The 1,469-nt window shown below is 48.0% G+C and carries 2 protein-coding genes; both read left to right on the forward strand.

Annotation, left to right across the window (positions count from 1 at the left end):
* Positions 1-300 precede the first annotated feature (300 nt).
* Complete coding sequence (locus tag ACOCD2_RS19725) at positions 301-516, forward strand: hypothetical protein (RefSeq protein ID WP_293650223.1); 216 nt, start codon at positions 301-303, stop codon at positions 514-516.
* A 171-nt stretch (positions 517-687) separates the two neighbouring features.
* Complete coding sequence (locus ACOCD2_RS19730) at positions 688-1,353, forward strand: hypothetical protein (RefSeq protein ID WP_293650224.1); 666 nt, start codon at positions 688-690, stop codon at positions 1,351-1,353.
* The last annotated feature ends 116 nt before the right edge of the window (positions 1,354-1,469 follow it).

Below are 1,469 nucleotides of genomic sequence, written 5' to 3' on the forward strand. Positions count from 1 at the left end.
ATGAATGTCATTGGCAGTTCACCCCTTGGGTGAAATCATGAAAATCACTGGAACTGCAATTTTACGCGATTATCATCGGGCGAACGACTTTCAGGTGGCTGCCGAAGTCACGGATTCAGGACAGAATAAGGCTCAAAACCACGAGTGGCAACCAAACACCATTTTTTTACTTGGGAGCACCTCTAACAAATATGTCATTCCGGCGCAGGCCAGAATCTGTAATACCTCGATAAGTAAGGACCCCGGCCTACACCGGGGTGACAAAAATACTATTGTTCGGGATAACCTTGGGGGAAATCCATGTCCAAACTCACACAACTGCTGAAACGCCTGGGTGCAGAAAGTGATCTTGCAGAAGCTTACGAAAAGAATCCGCAAAAAGTGATGGAAGAGGCCGGATTGTCCAAAGAAGAGATGGAACTGCTCAGGAAAGGTGATCTGGAAAAGCTGGAAGAATCCACCGGTCTGTCCTCTTGTCAGAAAATCAAGAGTGTCATCAAAGCCTACGACAAATGAACCGGGTATACATTCAAGGATAAGGAATTGTGATTCAATAACAATTTCGGTGGGTAATGGAAAACCCACTCCTGAAAAACCATGGACGGATTTTAAGACTTTCCTTGGACATACCCTGAAACATCTCTTTCTGTCCAGAGAAGTCTCTGAACGATATTGGACATAGAATCCGTGCGCCGTTTATTACCTTATCTCTACTTTTTTCTGCTGCTGCTCACTACGCAGGGAGCCTATTCACAAACGCTGGAGCAGTTACTGGCCGCACTCGACCCCATCAATACGATTCCAACCCAACAGCTGGAAAAACTGCTGCAAGACATAGGCCCGCTGGAAAATCAGGCCACACCAGCACAACAGACGGCCATTGATTTACTGCGTCTGCGACATCTGGCCATTCTCGGAGACTTTGACGGATCACTGAAGCTGGTCGACAAGATAGACAGCTCTTCTGCTGACCCCAAGTACCGCATCCGCGCCTACATAACAGCAATAACGATCCATCACGTGCAGGGAAACTTCACCAAAGCCTTTGACCTGCTCAACCAGGCGCAACAGCTCCTGCCCTGGACAGATAACAAGACGATCAAGTACCTCGTCCTTTCAAGTGCTACCGATTTGTATATCGACGCAGGTGATTTGAAAAAGGCTTTACAGTATGCCAAACAGGCACTGGCGGCAGCTGAACAAACAAACAGCCCGATGAATGTTTGTACTGCACATGATGAACTTAGCGCCATCTATTACAAGCTGGATATGCTGGACCAGGCCATGCAGACGGACACAGACATGATTCAGCAATGCAATGCCATACCTGCCCCTCTGTTTGTAGCAAGGTAAGCGCCCAAGAATCCACACCTGTTTTCCCCACCTGACCCTGTGCAGACTTTCTCCTGGAATTTCACGACATAGGAGAAATCGATGGACATGTCTGATGCCACCGAAGGTGCGCCGTT

It is taken from the genome of Thiolapillus sp. (assembly GCF_048562965.1).
In the GTDB taxonomy this organism is placed as follows: Bacteria; Pseudomonadota; Gammaproteobacteria; order Chromatiales; family Chromatiaceae; genus Thiolapillus; species Thiolapillus brandeum_A.

Bases quoted from the DNA above. Each gene is read 5' to 3' on its own strand.
- ACOCD2_RS19725 (WP_293650223.1), top strand. From the start codon at position 301: ATGTCCAAACTCACACAACTGCTGAAACGCCTGGGTGCAGAAAGTGAT.